Genomic DNA, 17,855 nt, shown 5'->3' with positions numbered 1-17,855 from the left:
TAAATACTTTTTTCCTATTTTATCCACCTAAGTGCTCTTCTGAGTTCTGCTCTGCCATTTTCCAGAAAACAAGAACCGTGGGCTAGTATGATTTTCTCCGGTTGCCAAGCCAGCATCTGCTCTAGACATTCATTGGCTTCTTTTTGATGACCGATAAAGGTCATGCGGTAGTCAATAGGTGTCTGGCCATCCGGAGCTGCAACTCGAACTAATTTATAAGCCTTGCCGCGAATCTGACTTGGAAAATGTTTTGTTTCAAAATTCTCAATCAAATCTGTCAAAATCAAGGTTTGACTGTCCTTATGAAAAAAGACAACTTCCTCAATATAAGTACTTCCCTTGAAAACCAACTGATCTATCTGACCTGCCCAAGCTTCTGGAGCCTCATCTGTCAGTTTTTCATTAAAAGAGACTGGTATTTTCTGCTTGGCTGCTCTCTCTTCCACTCCTGGGCTAGACCAAGCAATTGCCTCAGGATAACGCTTCTTCCAGTCAGCTATATAGGCATAGTGAATCTTATTAGGCGAAACAAGATGTGCAACTGGTCCCAAAACATCCAACTGGTCAAACAAGGCTTGATTTGGCTGAATTGGTGAATGGCACCAGAGCTGACCATTTGCTAACTTGATAACAGTCATGCGGGTAGAAAAAGGCAACTTTGTCACCACTGCATCCATCTCAATCAAATCACCGTCAACAATCCAGATATTCTCGGCAATAGACTTCAAGCTATAAAGCGGTTCATAGATAGGAACAGGTCTTTTCATTCTAAAGACTCCTTCTTTCTAGTCCAAAAGCGAAACTTCCCTAGGGCTTGAGGATACTGGGCTAATCCTAGGGCAGACAGAATTAGAATCTGTGGCAAAAACTGAATCAGATAACGCGTCTTCCCTCCCTCGAAAATCTGCAGAAAGAGCAGGCCACCAAAAACAGCTAAGGTTAGAAAATTCAGCTCATCACTGGAGCGATATTTCCAAAGGGCAAAGACAAGTCCTGCCGCCATGACAATCCAGACCACCTGCTTGGACAGCGAGAAATAGACAAATTCTGACTTGTCAGTGTTCAGGAAGAAGTCACGGACAAACTGAGTTAAAGGATTATCCTTCGTATCTTGGTAAAAAGGCGATATATAAGGCGTCTTTTCATTTTCAACACTGCGGTAGAGCCAGCCCAAATCACCTTCTGCTACAGTCAGAGACTGCTTGTGGAAGAGATGATGAGCTAAAGTCAAAGGATTATATTCACTTAAGCGCCGCTTGATTTCCTTGATAACATATTCCTTGGCAAACATGCCATTGTTATAGTCATACTGCTTATCGGGCTCAATGTACTGCAAGAGCCCTTCTTTCATATCTTCCTGATTGTGGCCATTAAAGGTCAGACCTAGATTGATAAAGAGCAGGGGACCTTTTGCTAGTCCCTCTCCCTTCATAATCGGCACTTCCGTCTGATGCTTGGACCAGTAATGCAGCGGGGCGTAACTAATCGCAAAACTGCAAGCAAAAACGACTAATGCTAGAAAGAACTTCTTCCAATTCTTTTTGAAAAAGAGGACTCCAAAGACAGCTATCAGCAGAATCATTACTGTTGGTCTAAAGAAGAAAGCCAGACTAGTCATCAGCCCAAGCAAAATACTGCGCCAAACCAGCTGTCTACTGGTTTCCTCTCCCTTTAGCAATCCCAGAACTAGGAAAATCTGCAGACTAATGAAAGGCAGAGGCGGAATATCGGTATACATTGAAAAGAAATAAGGAGAGAATCCCAGTAAGAGCACATATAAACTAAAGACAGCATCTGCAGCCTTTTGGGAAAAATACTTTTGGCAGCCCTTATAGAGAATCAAGGCCGTTACGTTAGTATAAACAATATTCAAGGCCTGCATGACCCATAGACCAGATTCCCCAAATACGTTAAAGAAAAAACGCTCGTAGAGAAAGAGTGAGACATTGTTAGGGTTGCGGGTCAGATAGCTGGAAATGGAGCTTTCTTTCAGAGTTTTGAAAGCCCCTGTAAAGACAACTGCTGCATCCCGCCTAATCAAAAGTTCTGCTGAAAAGAGCATAATCAGCTGAAAAATAAAGGCAGCTAGCATAATAAGAAGTTTATGCTTCATCAGCCAATGATAAGCTTTTTCTAGCAAATGCCGATAGCGATAGGCCAGATAAGCCAAGCCAGCAAAGGCAATTATAGCTATACTATTCAGCTCTGCAACATGCCAGATGGCAATCAGAAACCAATGAACAGCCGTAATCAGCATAACTTTCTGTAATATCGAAAAGGATAGATGATAAATCTTAGACATAGCTCTATTATACCAAATGCCGAGACTTTAAGCCATTTTTAAAGGTAAGACAAGGACGTTTTACTGAAAAATGACCTGAATAAGAGTCAGATCATTTTATTTCTATTCGGTCTAGGCATGCCAATTTTCTTGGTCATGCTTAAATTTCTCAAGCAAGTCCAAACCCTCAGGACTGACATACCCCTCAGCTTCGGCCAGAGTGATTAGCTCAGTGTAGTTAGAAAGGGTTACTAATTTCACACCCGCTTCATTGAAGTTCTTTTCTGCTTTTGGCAGCTCATAGGTAAAGATGGCTGCTGCTCCAATCACATCCGCACCTTCTCGTTTCGCTGCAGCAATCGCATCCAAGACCGAACCGCCAGTTGAGATTAAATCCTCAATGACAACCATCTTCTGCCCAGGCGCTACGCGACCTTCGATTTGATTGCCCGCTCCGTGATCTTTTGGTTTGCTGCGGATATAGGCAAATGGCAGGTTCATCTTATCCGCGATAATGGCTCCATGAGGAATGCCTGCTGTCGCAGTTCCAGCAATGACTTCTACATCTGGAAATTCCGCCCGAATCTTTTCGACAAAACCATCCTCGATCAAGGTCCGAGTCTCTGGATAGGCCAAGGTCACACGGTTGTCCGTATATATAGGTGATTTGATGCCCGACGCCCACGTAAAAGGCTCTTCTGGCTTCAAATACACAGCTTTGATTTTCAATAAATCACGCGCAATCTCTTTTGCTAAAGTCATTTTTTGCTCCTTATAAAATTGAAATTTTATGATGCTGTTAATTTCGTATAACGATTTAAATCGTATCTCTTGTTCTTACTTAGCTATTCCACTGCTTCTTAATCTCGTGGTAGGCATCCCAAGGATTTTCAGCCTGAATAATCGGACGTCCTACTACAATATAATCACTACCGATTTGATGAGCTTCTTGCGGAGTCATAACCCGTTTCTGGTCGCCAATTTCTGCTCCAGCTGGTCGAATACCCGGCGTCACACAGAGAAAGTCTTCAGCAGTTGCCGCCTTAATCAATTCAACTTCTTGAGCTGAGCAAACGACGCCATCCAAACCGGCTTCTTTAGCTTTCCGAGCGTAATTGACTACAGACTCCTGAACCGTAGTCTGGATATTTTGGCAATCACGCATATCTTCCTCGCTGGTCGAGGTCAGCTGGGTCACCGCAACCAACTTAGCCTTATCCCCCAAGACCTTCTTAGCTTCGCTCATCATCTCTACACCGCCTGCTGCATGGACCGTCACCATGTCGATGCCAAAAGTACCTAAGACAGACATGGCTGAGCGTACTGTATTGGGAATGTCGTGCAGTTTCAGATCCAAGAAAATGCTGTGTCCAAGACCTTTCAGATAATGAACGATTTCTGGACCGATGGCATAGAAGAATTCCATGCCGATTTTGACATAGAGTTTTTCATCTTCCGGAAAATGCTCCAAGAAATCTTTGACATCGTCAAAAGATGGAAAGTCGAGGGCGATAATAGGCCGTTCTTCACGCATGAGGGGAAAATCTCCTTTTAAGTTATTATCTTCAAAGAAGTCCATTGGTCATTTATATCTCAAAACCAACCTTCACGTTAGGCCCAGAGACATAGAAAAACCTTGCCCGAGAGCAAGGTTACACGAAAATGTGGCAGTAGTTGCCATTCAAACGTATGTACCTTAGTAGCCTCTCTGGACTTCTTTAAAGGTTATATTTAGTTCATTCTATAATTTCACAGCAGGATTGTCAAGCAAAAATGTAACTTTAAAGCAAATTCTCTCGAACTTCTTTTCGTAAAGTTTCAAGACTTTCGATGCCGTATTTATCCATAACCTTTGGCAAGTCTTCAATGATGGTCGGACAGGCATAAGGATCCGTGAAATTGGCAGTGCCCACCCCGATAGCTGAAGCACCTGCTATAAACATCTCCAGAGCAGCCTCCGCAGAATCAACTCCCCCCATACCAATAATGGGAAGTTTGCTTGCCTGCGCCACTTGACGGATAAGCTTGAGCGCTACCGGAAAGACAGCCGGACCCGACATACCCCCTGTGCCATTAGCGATAATAGGCTTGCGCGACTTCAAGTTAAATCGCATACCTACTAAGGTGTTAATCATGGTAAAACCAGCAGCACCAGCGTCTTCAACAGCCTTGGCTACCTGAGTAATGTCTGCTACGCTTGGAGTTAATTTGACATAGACTGGTACAGCAGAAGTCTCTACTGCTGCCTTAGTTGCTTCGTAAGCCAACTCTGGAACTTGACCAATCAAAAGCCCAGCATTTCCATGGTCAACATTAGGACAGGAGATATTGAGCTCAATAGCCTTGACATTAGGGGCTTGAGATATTTTCCCAGCCACTGTGGCATACTCTTGATTGGAAAATCCCGCTACATTAGCGATGATTGGCAGGCCGGGATAATGCTTTTCCAGCCAGGGTAGTTTTTCAGTCAGTACAACTTCAACGCCAGGATTTTGCAAACCAATAGCATTAAGCATACCAGCTGGCGTTTCTGCCACCCGCGGTGTGGGATTGCCAAATCGAGGCTCTAAGGTCGTTGCCTTTATCATGATAGAGCCTAGCAGGTCCAAATCATAGTACTTAGCATACTCTTGTCCGAAGCCAAAGCAGCCAGAGGCTGGAATAATAGGATTTTTTAGGTCCAAGCCTGGCAAGGAAACCCTTAAACGTTGGTCACTCATTCTTTTTCCCTCCTAGACAATAATCGTGCCCGTCTCAAAGACCGGCCCGTCTTCACAAACCCGCTTATTGACTGACTCGTCCTGACCTGCCACATGAACGACGCAGGCATAGCAAGCGCCCATACCACAAGCCATACGAGACTCCATGGAGAGATAAGCATGCGGATGGTCCTGAAACTTACGATCGACATACTGGAGCATGGCTGGCGCTCCACAGGAATAGACAGCCGCATAGTCTTGGGTCATCTCATCTACCACCGCTGATACATAGCCCTTGCGACCATAGGAACCATTATCCGTCGTGACAATGACATCAGCGTATTTTTTCATTTCTGCTTCCAAAATAACAGCAGATTTATCAGAGAATCCCAGTACAGCTGTCACTTGTGCACCCTTGGTATGCAATTCTTTAGCAACCTCAAGCAAGGGAGGGACACCAATCCCACCACCGATAATCAAAACTCGGTCATCTGCCCTTACAGGACTTAAATCAAAGCCATTTCCCTGAGGTCCCATAACATCAAGAAACGAGCCAACTGGCAGTTGAGAAAAAATAGCCGTCCCGCCGCCTTCTATCCGATAAATAATGCGACAAGTCAGATTGTCTCGGTCAATCTCTGCGATTGAGATAGGCCGGCGCAAAAGCTTGCTTTCATCTGGTACCCGAATATGTAAAAACTGCCCAGCCTGCATCTGAGCAACCATTTGTCCCTTTAGAATCATGGAAAAAATATTAGGCGCAATTTCTACTTGCTCAAGCAGCTCCATCTGCTCCAGCATAATCTTGCCAAATCTCTTTTTACAACTGTCACTAACCATGACAACCTCACTTTCTACAAGAAAAACCTCGCCGCAGCAAGGTTTCGCAAAAAACAAGGCAGCCAACTGCCTCTTATACCGTTTTTCCTACCTTACAGCCTCACTGGACTTAATTAAAGGTTAAATTGTAAACATTATATCGTTAGCGATGAGGAATGTCAAGGTGACTACAAAAAAATAATGCATCAGAAAATAAAATCTAGTGTTAGTTCAAATTTACAGAATCTTTTTTCACAAGATACCAGTTGCCCGAATCTATCTTAATAAACTCTAAATCAACTTGCCTAAGCTTCATATTGCTTTCATCTGGCTTAGGTGACACATAAGAAACTTTTAAATTAGAAATATAATCTTCAGCTGACAGATTTTGATTTTGCGGTGGTCCATACAGACTGATAATTTCTTCATAGGTAGAACCCGTTTGAGAATTTCCTTCCTTATTTTCCAAAAGCAAACTATCGAACGCTGCTTGAGTCCAAGTGAAATCTCTGCTCGCTTCGGTATCAATGGGTAATTTAGAACTATTTAAATTGTAGTATTCTTTAGAGATAAGTTTGTATTCATCTTTAAATTTTTCAAAAACTAAGCTTACATAAGCATACTTATAACGCTCGATACTATGCCATCGCAACCGAATTTGAGGAGTTTCTTTCCCATAATTCAAGGCTATCCATCCTTCACCCGAATCAGGCCTTCCATATCTGTTGATTATCGCATCCAGACTGGTCCCTCCAAGATTTTTGTCAAATCTTAAACCATCAAAATCCTGAACTTCCCAAGAAAATTGATATTCTTTTTCGTCACTTATCAACTTTCTAGCAAAAATTTCTGCCTCATTTTGTTCAGAATCAGAACTTGTAGAAGATACTATTTCCTGTGTTGAACTAGTTTTTCGAGAAGTTAAATGTTTCTGCGAATGAAGAAATGAAAAAACAACAGCCGTCAAAATAAGTGCTCCGTAAACTAAAGAACCTATGACAATAAATGCAGTCCTTTTATTCTTGTTCTTTTTCTCCTCTTTGGAAATATCAGAAAATATTTCTTCGAATGATTCATCATCTTTTTTCATAACTTCTTGATTTAATTACCTTACTAACTTATAAATTTAGTTTAGACTACATAGATAGTATTAAAAACAGATTTCATTAAAACTATTTGATAGACTGAAACCAACTTTTATTTTATCACGGCTATTTCAAAAAATCAAAATCCAGACGCAACCAATCCTATAAAAATCGTTATTCAAGTAGATTGAGAAAATCTACTTCTACCATTCTATACCCATAGTAACATATAGAAGTTCTTACATATGTTAAGTTTGTCCTCAGAACTAGCAATCACTAGAAAAATCAACTCAGTTTGTGATAAAATAGTCCTATGAGAATTCAACAGTTACACTATATTATCAAAATCGTCGAGACTGGCAGTATGAACGAAGCTGCGAAGCAGCTTTTCATTACACAGCCTAGTTTGTCCAATGCTGTGCGGGATTTGGAAAATGAAATGGGAATCGAGATTTTCATTCGCAATCCCAAGGGAATTACCTTGACCAAGGACGGCATGGAGTTTCTTTCCTATGCCCGGCAGGTAGTTGAGCAGACGCAGCTTCTAGAGGAGCGATACAAAAACCCTGTCGCCCACCGTGAGCTTTTTAGCGTGTCTGCCCAGCACTATGCCTTTGTGGTCAATGCTTTTGTTTCCCTGCTTAAAAAAAGCGATATGGAGAAATACGAGCTCTTTTTGCGGGAAACTCGGACTTGGGAAATTATTGACGACGTAAAAAACTTCCGCAGTGAAATCGGCGTCCTCTTTCTCAATAGCTACAACCGCGATGTCCTATCCAAGATGCTGGATGACAATCACCTGATTGCCACTCATCTCTTTACAGCTCAGCCCCATATCTTTGTCAGCAAGTCCAATCCGCTAGCCAAGAAAAAGCTGGTTCAATTATCTGACTTAGAAAACTTCCCCTACCTCAGCTATGACCAAGGGACTCACAACTCCTTCTACTTTTCTGAGGAAATTCTCTCTCAGGAACACCATAAAAAATCTATCGTGGTCAGCGACCGTGCGACCCTCTTTAACCTTTTGATCGGTCTGGATGGCTACACGATTGCAACCGGTATCCTCAACAGCAACCTCAACGGAGATAATATCGTGTCAATCCCACTGGACATTGATGATCCGATTGAGCTGGTCTACATCCAGCACGAAAAAGCCAGCCTATCCAAAATGGGAGAACGCTTCATTGAGTATCTGATTGAGGAAGTGAAGTTTGATAAATAATAATAGATTAAACCCGTATCGGGATAACCGATGCGGGTTTTTTTACAGTTTAAAGAACCATAATTGATTACAAGCTGGCTTATTTTAACTGATCAAGTAAAAATTCATTTTTCTTATCAAAATAACTAAACCATTCTACATCAAAGGAGTAATTATACTGAAGCATTGCTTGCAAAGCTCTGATTAATTTCAGCATTCTTTTATTATTTACAGTCTGACTATCAATCTCCATCAAACCGTGAGCAAGGTTATTTCGCTCTCCATTGAAACTTTTTACAACCTTGATACTGTCCATCAAATCCTCATCTTCTTTATAAAACTCTAAAATATTATAAAATGACAGCAGATTCAAAACAGAATTGTATTGAAAAATTCTCTCTTCTTTTTCAATACTTCTCTCCTTCTTTAGAATAGAATCAATATAAGTTATAATTTCATCAGAGTCTGAGTGTTCTGGATTTAATCTAGGTAAATTGTCAGTTCTGATAATGAGGTTAGGATGCTCTTTACGAAGAAGCTCTTCTAAAAGAAATTCGGCAAGAGATTTTGATTTTATCAAAACATCAGCAATATGTCCTCGACGATTTAAAATATCAATCATTAAAAAGTAGTTGATTGCTTTAGCCTCTTGAGCACTAAAATCTTGATTTGAAATATCTGCTAGCAGTGATTGTTTTCTAAACACATTAACAAAATTTTCCAGAATAGCACATACTTTCTTTTGCTTTGTTTTAGACAGAATTTTGTTATCTTTTTTCGTCAGAATTGCAAGCGCTGCTGCATAATCATACTGCTTGATAAGTTGTCTCAGGTAGCGTTTCACCAAAGACTGATTAAACTTTTCAGATTTATCTTCTAAGCTACGATTCTCAAAGCTACTACTATTATCTATATTTGTATCAATTAATTCTTCAATATCAGGGCCGGAAGCTGGATCAAAACGTCGATTAGCTGATTTATCTGGAGTCGCAACTTGCACAGCTCTAGTATTATAATCATAGATTCGATTAGCAGCAAACATCGCAGAAATTATTTGAGGAGTCGCAGAAGAAAGATTTAAGATTAGTTCATCTTCATCATTTTTATAACGCTTAATAATCTGAGTGATTTCTTCATACATCTTATCAAAAATATAGACTTCATCGTTTTTTAAAATAGTCGAATCGACAACAATGATTGGCGAATAGCCTTCAATAGACTGAAGAGCCGTTTCTATCCATTCCTTCTTAGCTAACATCTCCTCGCTATAAATTAAAACAATTTTTTCTGGACGATATATTCGAGTTAGATGCAGCAAAGCTCCATCGTGATTCTTCATAATGGGATCTGTCGTCCCAACTGCAGATATTAAAATTTTCATTTTGCATTCAAACTTTCTAACAATCTATCATTTGTGTTTTCATAGAAATCTAATAAACTTTTATCAAAAGAATAGTAGGTTAAGATTAATTTCTTCAAAGCTTTCAGTGCTCTGCTTAATTTCTTAACATCTTCCGGACTTAAGGAATCCAAAGTATGCGCTATTGCATTTCTAGAGGAAGTCAACTCTCTAATCGGTTTCATTTCCTTCAATATTTCCCACTCTTGATTGTTCTTTAAAATTGTTATATAGTCACCAAAAAGTATATAATTCCTATCAAAATAATTTTCAATATTCCTCAATTCTTGAGGATAATTTTTATTAATATAGTCTTCAGCAATAAATTCTAAAAGCGATCTCATTCGGATAAAACTTTCACCAACATTGCTTCTTTTTTTCTGAATATCAATAATCAGATAAGCATTTAAAACTCGCTTAGTAGTTTCGTCCAGCTTCCGCTTTTTTAGTCTCTGGGGAATATCCTGTCTATCCAGAGCATCCACGAGATTCTTTAATTCTTCTTTAACTTTTCTTAGATTATCATCAGAAATCAAGCTATTCAAAACATCTAAGGCAGCTCTGTAATCATATTTTTCAATCAAATTTTTAGCCGTTCGTTTTAAAAGTGCTTGTCTGAACTTCTCTGATTTATCTTCTATCGTCCTATCCTCAAAATTAGGACTATTATCCTCGTTTGTCTCAATTAATTCATCAATATCTTCTTCATTATCATGTTCTAACCTCTCGTTAGAAGAACCAGTCGGACTAGGAACTTGAACAGCTTTTACATTAATATCATTCAATCTATTAATAATAAATAGAGCAGACTTAATCTGAGGCGTCCCGCTAGATAAATTTAAAATAAATTCATCAGTATTATTAAAAAATGCTGGATTTAGAAATCTCTCAATTTGTTCATACATCTTATCAAAAATAAAAACTTCGGAATTCTTAATGATTGTTGGGTATTGCTCTATTTCAGGACTATAAGATTCTTCAATAGAGTGAAGAGCTGCTACTATCCTATCATGTCGTAGAACAGTTCTTTCTGAATAAATGATAATGATTTTGTCTGGTCTGTATTTCCTAGCTATATGAAGAAGAGCACCATCGCGAAAACCTCGAATAGGATCTGTATCACCCACCGAAGAGATCAAAATTCTCATTTAGAAACCTCCTGAATAATAAAATTCACTTTTCCCATTTCGTAAAAATTATCTGTGTTTCTAACAAGAGTTCTAGTATCACCATTGACACAGAACTTTAGATTGGGAGCTTTGGTTAATTTCAATACGCCCTTACGAACCATTTTAGTTTTCATTCTACTATATCGTTTTTGTAGAATTCCGTCAGCCTGCTTAAATACTGTTTTTGTCCAAGCACCACTTCCAGATCCTAAATAAAGAGGATACTGAACATTTTTTTGATAATATTTTTCGTCAAACTCCTCCAAGAAAAAAGCTTTATAGTTATTATAAAATTTAAACGATAAATTACCAAGCTGTTCAATCATCTTCGCCGCTCTATCAGATGTAGTAGTAATAACAAATTCAGCAATCGTAAGAGGGGGAAGAGATTCTCGATATAAAGGAATTGGTTTAGCATTTTTTGTGATAGCAGAATAATCCCATTTCTGTGCTAGTATCAAATCTTGACTTTGAAATTCTCTGTTCTTGATTTTCAACGAGAGACTGTCACTAATCCTGATTTCATTAAAGATGTCATCAAAATTTTCATTCTTCTTTGCTCCCCAAGGAACTACTCTTTTATTTTCTCGTTTTTTTTCTGAAACAAAATTTGTCTTTTCCCACTGAGAATGCGCATTGAGCAAAACAGTTCGAATAGCGCCTTTTAACGAACTACCTGGAATATAAGGCTTTCCAAATCCATCTCGGATATATTTAGAAACTTCATTTATAGTTCCCTTGGTAGATTTATCTTTTTCAAAACCTGTCTCTTGGATTTTATAACCACCGAAATTTCGCTCCCTGATTCTATTTCCCTCTACAAATGAAATTAATCGATTATTTCTAGATGCTTTACCATGCTCCATCAGAAAAGACTCAAACTTATCTGATAACCCTTTCTCAACCATAGATGAGTAAAACTTTCCCATATCAGGAAAATAGTAAGCTCCATTTTCATAAATAAACTCGCGACTAGTATACTTCTCTCCGCTTCCGATATGTAGTGGCGCCATAGTACGAAGAGTCAGCTTAAATGTTCTGTATTCATGTTTCATACTAGACCTCCAATTTATAAAAAAGCGGTTTGGCAAAATTCCAGACAGGATGTGAGAAATTGACCGGCCTTATATCAGCAATCTGCCCTCGAAATGATTTTGAAAAAGTTGAGCCAGCTTTAAATTTGTAGAAATCTTGCTTCCTAAAATTACTTTGATAGCTGTTGCTAAAGGCAAAGCCACTTGATTTAGCCAACAAGTACTGTCCATTGCAAATAGCTTCTTCTAAATCATCATCATTTGGCAGTGCTGTTGTTAGTGTCATAACATTTGATACAGCTTCAAAAGCTAAGTGTTTAGACAGTTTCTCTGGTACATCCTTTATTTCAAGATGAAACCTTCCATAGCCAGAACTTCTTTTTCCGCCCAGTCCAGAAAATTGCAGTGCAGTCATAAGTTCATCAAAAAGCTGACTTTGTTTAGCAATAAGGTATAGAGAAACATTCTCTTGATAAGTAATTGTTCTAACCTGGAATAAATGTCCATCCATAAAAGGCTGATTTTTGGTAACGATATTTAGTTTTCCAAACTCCTCATTATCTAATACTTTTCCATTCAAAAAAGCTTCAAAATCATCTAAACGGATGTAACTTAATTTTTTTGTTTTTTTCGCTTGCTTTCTCAGCTCAACAAGGTCATTCATTTGAGGTAATTTATCCATTTTAGGATAGCCGATTGGTTTTGGTAAAAATGGCATATCAACAAAAGGGAATGCATCTGATAGCACAAAATCATCCTGTCGGACTAAAGATAGAAAATCCTCTTCTTTGCCCATCTTAATAGCTTCAATAAACAGCGCCGAAAATAAACGATCAGCTGTAAAAGTAAAAGCAGTACTATCTAATTTACCAGTACCGAAATGAGCAGTCTGAAAGCTCAAGAGATACATTTTATAGGCCATTTTAGACCTCCGTTTTCAATAACTCATTCAAGTTGCTAGTATCATAAGTTCCGAAGACTGTCTCAAGTTGCAAATCTTCGAAAGAAACTTTTCCATACCCACGGCTTCCAGAACCTCCAAGATAGTCCAACTCTAAAAGTTTTAGACCATCAACAATAACTTTTAAATCTTCTTCTGCCTGTTCGGCTGACTCATCTGTAATTTCATAAATCAGTTCAAAATTAAAGACACTTTCTCGAATAGCTCTTTCAATTTGACGCGGGTTTGCCTCAGCTGTAATGCGGTCAATAGTATTCTCAAACTTAACCTCAGTATATCCTCTAGCACCCTTTTTATCTAATTCGTCAGCATTTATCAAAAATGCATCTCGAAAAATCAATCTACCAATTCTAAATTTTTTTGAACTATGATTACCAAAGAGGCGACTTAAAATGTCTCCATCATCTTCAGGTGAAGAAGCCAGTGTCTCATTGTAAACCTTAGCTAACAGACTTCTCATTTTTCCTTTAATGCTAGACCCAGGAATAATTGGATAGTTAGTAATCGGATCTTTAATGACAGGAGAATCAGTTGCACCAATGGCTGCAAAAGCATTGCTAGCGCCGATATGTAAGCCAGTCTTCAAGTGAATATTAGCTGAAATTTTTACTTTTGCGTATGTCATTAATCTTTACCTCCATAAAACTTGAAATAAGCAACTAAGGCTTCCATATAGCGACAAAAACGTTGCAGAGATACTTTGTCTTTAACTTCCTTTAAAGCTTCTAGCAAATCACTTTGTAATAATAAATCTTCAACTGGATAGATTTTCTCACCTCTAAATCTTATCTCATTCCGGCGTGATTGATAGACTAGTCTAACTCTTAAATACGACAAATCAGAATTTAACTCTTCAAAATTTCTAACATTACTTTTATCTGAAATGCTACTTGTAAGTGATAAAATATTCCTAATTTGACTTGTAGTCAAAAAAAATTCATCATTTTTCTTCCTTAATTGTAATATTGCCTTTTCTGCCTTATCAACATAATTTTCATCCGTTAAAATTGCCATTTCCTAATCCTTTCTAGTTTCATAAAGATAGAGTAAGAGAGCTGCCTCAGCCTCTTTTCGTTCTTTTGCTCCAGCATTGTACCAGCTGAAAAAGAGATTTTTAAACTCTCTAAAAGCTTCTTTGTCTTTGGAACTATTCTCAAGACGTGCTAAATAATAAGCCAAACGAGCTACATTGATTTTCGTATAGTCTCTCAAAAGTTCAATCAAACGGTAGATAAATACCTTTCCTCGCTCATCTTGACTCTTAAAGAAGGAGCGAATGTTAATCAGCTTACCTTGATAGATTTCAGTGATAAAATCATCAAATTTAAATGTGAATTTCTCCTCAAATAAACTAAGACTATCTTTGTCATTTGCTTTTGCAGCCTCTTCCAAGTCTCCAGTATAAGACGCCATAAGACTGATAGGGGTTTTATCAGCAAACAAGCCAATACCAGCAGAAAGTGTCAACTTCCCATCAGACCATTTTAAGAAGGCTTGCCTCAATTCCACTGTAAAATCAATCACATCTTTCCAAGCACCAATAGCAAAGACATCATCCCCACCAGCATAGATAATCGTCATCTTTTTCCCATCCGCAAACTGCTGAATATAGAACTTAAAAAACAGACTCATATTACGAGAGAAAATCGCTGATCTTGAAAGACTACTGTAGATTCCATCTTTTTGATGAGAAAACCCTGCCATAAAGGCTGCACCTAAATCATCCACATCCAAACGAACAACAGCCAAACGACGAATTCCTAAACCAGTATCTTTGTCCTGAGCCATATCAGCATACTCATGAATCTCTGCATAGCGATAGTCACCCGCAAAAATATGAGTTCCTGACTGATCAAGTGACCACTTATTCTTGACATAGAAACGGTCTGTTTGCAAGGCTTGATCACCTTCAGCTGTTACCAGTACAGCATCGGGACCGATTGGCAAACCTGCTGCTCCACCTCTGCAAACTCGGAAGGTATCATCTGAAATCCTTTTTGAGAATTTTCTCAGTTCATCACAAATATGGCAGAGAGAATGCTCTTCATCCTCATAAACTTGTTTTGTAAGCTTCTCTACAGAATGGCAGATTTCACACTCTCTTTCAGAATTATTTCCACCTTTGTTTAAGAATTTCAAGGTCTCTGCATCATATCGTGAAAGCTTCTTATCAGAAATCATCCGGCTGGTCTTTTGATAGATAGTTCGATATGCAGCAAGCGAAGCTATTGATGTAGACTGGACTTGTCTAGTAATCTCCCCTGCCGCAAATGCTGTCCATCCAAAAGCGACATAGAGTCCTGTCTGGAAGTTCTCTAGTAAGAACTGATTAAAAGATGCTTCAAACTCCTTTAAAAGAGCGGTTGTTTTCTCTGTATTTGCCAAGATGAAGTAAGCATGACCTCCTCCGACGTAGAGTAGATTTGTTCTTGAAAGCTCTAGTTTTTCCAGCAAGCTATCAACGATATGTTCACTCATTAAATCAAGGTACAAACTTCGGGCTTTCAGCTGTTTAGCTGCTCCGCCACTTGAGATATTATAGATAAAATCCTGAATACCGGATACATCAAAACTCGCAAGTAGAAAGACCTTTTCTTGGCTAAAGGCATCCAGCCAGTCATCTCCATGCTCCTCTAGATAATCCCAGATAGCAGCTGCAAATCCTGCCGTTAAGAGACTATGCTGAGATACATTAATATCTGCAAAATCTTCCAGACCTGGACTTACAGGTACAAATGAACAGAGAGCTTCCAGTGCGTGAAGGAGATTCGGTATACTTTCTACGCTGAAAGAATGCTCTTTCAGAATAGCTGCCAATTTATCAAGAATCCTCTTATAGTCCTGCTGAGTAATTGGAAGGCCTCCTAGATCAGCTGACTCTGGTAGCCTTTGTTCATCCTCTAACAAAGTCAAAGGCTTATAAAGGTAACTCCTTTTCTCTTTGAAAACATTAAAAATATCAGCAAGTGGCTTAAAATGATCCGATAAAACTTCCGAAGCATCTAGATCTAAGCCACTAGCCATTTGATTGGCTAAGAGAATGATTTTTTCACTGCGCTCTTTCTGTTGACTGTCTATGTCCGACCAGTGCGGAGCGTTTTGCTCAAGCCAGTTCTTAACCAGTTCCTCACTATAGTCTTCCTTGTTTTCAGCTCTTGCGATAAGGCTGCCAAAGTTGTAAAACAAGGCCTGGTAAATCAAATCAAGTTTTTCTTTCTTCAATTCTCATCCCTCCCATTCCTAAGCTGCATTTAGCTCCGACTCCAGAATATTCCCCGAATCTCAGAAGCATCTGGGCATAGGCCTTTAAGGTAGACGCTCCCTGGATCCGAATAGTTACCCTGCCCTCAAAGGCGGGGTATTTTCGTCCATGAATCGGGAAATAATGACTCTTCAGACGATAACTGCTGATTTGGCTATGCTCTGCTAAAAACTCCAGCGTTTCCTCCTCTATCTCTGCTTTGCCTTCTACCAGCCGGCTGTACTTCTGCATGAGGCTCTGAAAGATTAGACGTGTATCTGGAAAAAGGACAAACTGTCCCTGACGTTTAAAGGTCGTCGGAGTATAGAAGTTCAGGCTTATCAAGTGCGAAGCCTCATCTCCCTGAAAAATCTCCAGCAAGGACTGGGAAGAAAGGGACTGGATCTCGATATTCTTCACCAGAATCTCCTCAGAATAAGTCTCTAATTTTATCGTTTCAAGACTCAATAGCTGGGGCAATATCTGCTGCTCCGCTTCTTCCGAAAGTAAGTTTACCGTCCAAATAGACTCCTCCCGCTCCGAACGAAGATTCATCGAATATGGATTGGTCTCTTGCTGATGGAGGAAGGAGGCAAAGTCATCCGACAGCTTCTCCATGAGAAAGCCCTGCAGTTTACAGACTAAGTCATCATCCTTCAAAGATGCCTTTGAAAGATGCAATCGTATTTTCTTCACATTTCCATTCCTTTCTATAATAAGAAAAAGCGCCTAAAAACGGTGAAAGTATTTTTCACCGAATCTAGGGCGCCCTTTTTTAGTTATTATCAGTACTGTTTTTACGATTGTTATTATATCAAATCTTGAAAGCGATGTCAAGATTTTTCTTATTTTAAATATCTAATCCTATTTTAAAAATTGCATCATAATTCCCCCAGTTTGCAGTCCCCTCTCGAGGTGACTGGGGTTTCTTATGGGTGGTATTCGAGCTATGACTTTGTCAAATAAAGTGTTTCCGTCCTCTCGCGAGGTGACCGGGGATTGTTACCAGATGGAACAAATACTACCAATAATGGCTTGATTGGGTTTACGTCCCCTCTCGAGGTGACTGGGGGTTCTAACGGACATGAACGTTATTAGATATGTGGGAGGTATTTAATTTTCGTCCCCTCTCGAGGTGAATGGAGCCTCTTACTAAATGCCTTCCACAATCCTAAATAACGTGTAAAGTTTCCGTACCCTCCCGAGGTGACTAGGGGTTCTTACCAAAACAAGCACTCATTGAATTTAATAAATCTAACGGGTTTCCGTCCCCTCTCGAGGTGATTGGGGTTTCTAACGGACTAGAGTATTACAGTTACCGAGAACAAACAGACATGTTTCCGTTCCCTCTCGAGGAGTCTGGGATTTCTAACTGGCTCTACATCACAGCTTTTGGCAAGGTTGCTGAAAAGTTTCCGTTCCCTCTCGGGCAGACTGGAGGTACTAACCGTTACTAGACGAGCGATGTTTCATAATCTCCTTGTTTCCGCCCCCTCCCGAGGTGACACTGGAGGTTCTAACGAACTGAGTGTTCGGTTCAAAATGGATGTTCGCGGTGTGTTTCCGTCCCCTCTCGAGGAGACTGGGGGATCTTACTTTTACAGGGACTAAAAAAGGCTATGAATGGTGGCGGGTTTCCGTCCCCTCCCGAGGTGACTGGGGGTTCTTACTATCGTGAGTATCGTGCCTAAAATCAAGGAAAAGGCACGTTTCCGTCCCCTTTCGAGGTAACTGGGGTTTCTTACATAGTATGAAACCAACCACAGGGGTAGAGGTATGACCGTTTCCGTACCCTTTCGAGGTGACTGGGGGGTTCTAACTGATGAAGTACGCTTGATATCTCTCAATCCACAGTATGGTTTCCGTCCCCTCCCGAGGTGAATGGGGGTTCTAACCAATGAGAAAATATATTGGAGGCTGGTTAAAATATTGTTTCCGTCCCCTCTTGAGGTGTCTGGGGGTTCTT

The 17,855-nt window shown here is 39.6% G+C and carries 16 protein-coding genes; 1 reads left to right on the top strand and 15 read right to left on the bottom strand.

Annotated elements, in window-relative coordinates:
- Positions 1-14: 14 nt before the first annotated feature.
- From DQM55_RS05680 to DQM55_RS05650, 7 genes are all read right to left on the bottom strand, one after another.
- Positions 15-767: a DUF4336 domain-containing protein gene (locus DQM55_RS05680; RefSeq protein ID WP_111675772.1), complete on the bottom strand. Its 753-nt coding sequence runs from the start codon at positions 765-767 to the stop codon at positions 15-17.
- Complete coding sequence (locus DQM55_RS05675; protein WP_111675771.1) at positions 764-2,302, bottom strand: glycosyltransferase family 39 protein; 1,539 nt, start codon at positions 2,300-2,302, stop codon at positions 764-766. Before DQM55_RS05675 ends, DQM55_RS05680 begins: the two co-directional genes overlap by 4 nt.
- A gap of 111 nt (positions 2,303-2,413) precedes the next feature.
- Entirely contained in the window at positions 2,414-3,043 is a 630-nt protein-coding gene (gene pyrE, locus DQM55_RS05670; RefSeq protein ID WP_111675770.1) for an orotate phosphoribosyltransferase, read from the bottom strand.
- A 79-nt stretch (positions 3,044-3,122) separates the two neighbouring features.
- Complete coding sequence (gene pyrF, locus DQM55_RS05665; RefSeq protein WP_061585549.1) at positions 3,123-3,815, bottom strand: orotidine-5'-phosphate decarboxylase; 693 nt, start codon at positions 3,813-3,815, stop codon at positions 3,123-3,125.
- A 247-nt stretch (positions 3,816-4,062) separates the two neighbouring features.
- Positions 4,063-5,001: a dihydroorotate dehydrogenase gene (locus DQM55_RS05660; protein WP_111675769.1), complete on the bottom strand. Its 939-nt coding sequence runs from the start codon at positions 4,999-5,001 to the stop codon at positions 4,063-4,065.
- A 12-nt stretch (positions 5,002-5,013) separates the two neighbouring features.
- Positions 5,014-5,820: a dihydroorotate dehydrogenase electron transfer subunit gene (locus DQM55_RS05655; protein ID WP_111676928.1), complete on the bottom strand. Its 807-nt coding sequence runs from the start codon at positions 5,818-5,820 to the stop codon at positions 5,014-5,016.
- Positions 5,821-6,025: 205 nt separating this feature from the next.
- Positions 6,026-6,889, bottom strand: a complete 864-nt coding sequence (locus DQM55_RS05650; protein ID WP_111675768.1) for a hypothetical protein — start codon at positions 6,887-6,889, stop codon at positions 6,026-6,028.
- 308 nt (positions 6,890-7,197) lie between these two features.
- Between DQM55_RS05650 and DQM55_RS05645 the strand changes: the two genes are divergently transcribed.
- Positions 7,198-8,106 carry a LysR family transcriptional regulator gene (locus tag DQM55_RS05645; protein ID WP_002897493.1) on the top strand — a complete coding sequence of 303 codons (909 nt, stop codon included), beginning with the start codon at positions 7,198-7,200 and terminating at the stop codon, positions 8,104-8,106.
- A 79-nt stretch (positions 8,107-8,185) separates the two neighbouring features.
- On the opposite strand, the gene csm6 (DQM55_RS05640) is transcribed toward DQM55_RS05645, so the two are convergent.
- The 8 genes from csm6 (DQM55_RS05640) to cas6 are packed head-to-tail and all read right to left on the bottom strand — an operon-like array spanning position 8,186 to position 16,585.
- Positions 8,186-9,466, bottom strand: a complete 1,281-nt coding sequence (csm6, locus tag DQM55_RS05640; protein ID WP_111675767.1) for a type III-A CRISPR-associated CARF protein Csm6 — start codon at positions 9,464-9,466, stop codon at positions 8,186-8,188.
- Positions 9,463-10,632, bottom strand: a complete 1,170-nt coding sequence (csm6, locus tag DQM55_RS05635) for a type III-A CRISPR-associated CARF protein Csm6 (protein WP_111675766.1) — start codon at positions 10,630-10,632, stop codon at positions 9,463-9,465. The genes csm6 (DQM55_RS05640) and csm6 (DQM55_RS05635) overlap by 4 nt, the downstream gene beginning before the upstream one ends.
- The gene (gene csm5, locus DQM55_RS05630) at positions 10,629-11,708 is read right to left on the bottom strand and encodes a type III-A CRISPR-associated RAMP protein Csm5 (RefSeq protein WP_111675765.1); all 1,080 of its coding nucleotides are present in this window, start codon (positions 11,706-11,708) and stop codon (positions 10,629-10,631) included. The genes csm6 (DQM55_RS05635) and csm5 overlap by 4 nt, the downstream gene beginning before the upstream one ends.
- Position 11,709: 1 nt before the next feature.
- Complete coding sequence (csm4, locus tag DQM55_RS05625; RefSeq protein WP_111675764.1) at positions 11,710-12,609, bottom strand: type III-A CRISPR-associated RAMP protein Csm4; 900 nt, start codon at positions 12,607-12,609, stop codon at positions 11,710-11,712.
- A 1-nt stretch (position 12,610) separates the two neighbouring features.
- A complete protein-coding gene (gene csm3 / locus DQM55_RS05620) occupies positions 12,611-13,273 on the bottom strand; it encodes a type III-A CRISPR-associated RAMP protein Csm3 (protein ID WP_111675763.1) in 663 nt (220 codons plus the stop codon).
- Positions 13,273-13,662 (bottom strand): type III-A CRISPR-associated protein Csm2, encoded by a 390-nt coding sequence (csm2, locus tag DQM55_RS05615; protein ID WP_048771740.1) that lies wholly within the window; start codon positions 13,660-13,662, stop codon positions 13,273-13,275. Before csm2 ends, csm3 begins: the two co-directional genes overlap by 1 nt.
- 3 nt (positions 13,663-13,665) lie before the next feature.
- Positions 13,666-15,870 (bottom strand): type III-A CRISPR-associated protein Cas10/Csm1, encoded by a 2,205-nt coding sequence (gene cas10, locus DQM55_RS05610; RefSeq protein WP_111675762.1) that lies wholly within the window; start codon positions 15,868-15,870, stop codon positions 13,666-13,668.
- Positions 15,851-16,585: a CRISPR-associated endoribonuclease Cas6 gene (cas6, locus tag DQM55_RS05605; protein WP_111675761.1), complete on the bottom strand. Its 735-nt coding sequence runs from the start codon at positions 16,583-16,585 to the stop codon at positions 15,851-15,853. Before cas6 ends, cas10 begins: the two co-directional genes overlap by 20 nt.
- Between the last annotated feature and the right edge of the window lie 1,270 nt (positions 16,586-17,855).

The organism is Streptococcus sanguinis (assembly GCF_900475275.1).
Lineage (GTDB): Bacteria > Bacillota > Bacilli > Lactobacillales > Streptococcaceae > Streptococcus > Streptococcus sanguinis_N.
The sequence above is the reverse complement of the archived record's forward strand: the minus strand, read 5'-3'. Positions and strand labels throughout refer to the sequence as shown.

Coding starts and splice junctions, on each gene's coding strand:
- pyrF (WP_061585549.1), bottom strand. CDS start 3,815: ATGCGTGAAGAACGGCCTATTATCGCCCTCGACTTTCCATCTTTTGAC.
- DQM55_RS05675 (WP_111675771.1), bottom strand. CDS start 2,302: ATGTCTAAGATTTATCATCTATCCTTTTCGATATTACAGAAAGTTATG.
- csm3 (WP_111675763.1), bottom strand. CDS start 13,273: ATGACATACGCAAAAGTAAAAATTTCAGCTAATATTCACTTGAAGACT.
- DQM55_RS05660 (WP_111675769.1), bottom strand. CDS start 5,001: ATGAGTGACCAACGTTTAAGGGTTTCCTTGCCAGGCTTGGACCTAAAA.
- DQM55_RS05650 (WP_111675768.1), bottom strand. CDS start 6,889: ATGAAAAAAGATGATGAATCATTCGAAGAAATATTTTCTGATATTTCC.
- csm5 (WP_111675765.1), bottom strand. CDS start 11,708: ATGAAACATGAATACAGAACATTTAAGCTGACTCTTCGTACTATGGCG.
- csm2 (WP_048771740.1), bottom strand. CDS start 13,662: ATGGCAATTTTAACGGATGAAAATTATGTTGATAAGGCAGAAAAGGCA.
- csm4 (WP_111675764.1), bottom strand. CDS start 12,609: ATGGCCTATAAAATGTATCTCTTGAGCTTTCAGACTGCTCATTTCGGT.
- pyrE (WP_111675770.1), bottom strand. CDS start 3,043: ATGACTTTAGCAAAAGAGATTGCGCGTGATTTATTGAAAATCAAAGCT.
- DQM55_RS05680 (WP_111675772.1), bottom strand. CDS start 767: ATGAAAAGACCTGTTCCTATCTATGAACCGCTTTATAGCTTGAAGTCT.
- csm6 (WP_111675767.1), bottom strand. CDS start 9,466: ATGAAAATTTTAATATCTGCAGTTGGGACGACAGATCCCATTATGAAG.
- DQM55_RS05655 (WP_111676928.1), bottom strand. CDS start 5,820: ATGGTTAGTGACAGTTGTAAAAAGAGATTTGGCAAGATTATGCTGGAG.
- DQM55_RS05645 (WP_002897493.1), top strand. CDS start 7,198: ATGAGAATTCAACAGTTACACTATATTATCAAAATCGTCGAGACTGGC.
- csm6 (WP_111675766.1), bottom strand. CDS start 10,632: ATGAGAATTTTGATCTCTTCGGTGGGTGATACAGATCCTATTCGAGGT.